The 402-nt window shown below is 44.3% G+C and carries 1 protein-coding gene; it reads left to right on the forward strand.

What is annotated here, in order from left to right:
- Positions 1-22: 22 nt before the first annotated feature.
- The coding region (locus ACYVTD_RS17445) for an ACT domain-containing protein (protein WP_461248892.1) at positions 23-402 on the forward strand (380 nt) is incomplete at its 3' end.

Here is a 402-nt window from a genome sequence, read left to right on the forward strand (position 1 = left end):
AATTTGGACAGATGTAGACGGAATGTTAACAGCCGATCCAGAACAAGTTAAGAACGCCTTCCTTATAGATGAAATTTCTTATAACGAAGCGATGGAAATTTCCCACTTCGGCGCAAGGGTAATTTTCCCACCGTCGGTAAAACCGGCGCTAGAAAAAAATATTCCCATTTTTGTACGCAATACATTTAATCCAAAATGCAAAGGCACAAAAATCACCGCTAATGCCGCGCCGGGAAAATTCCCAATTAGGGGAATAAGCTCTATAAACCAAACTGCGCTTGTAAGGATTCAAGGAACAGGCATGGTCGGAGTAGCGGGATTTTCAGCCCGCGTATTCGGCGCTCTTGCCAGAAAGGGAATCAGCGTTATGCTGATTACGCAGAGTTCCAGCGAATACTCAAT

This window comes from Treponema sp. R6D11 (genome assembly GCF_054786075.1).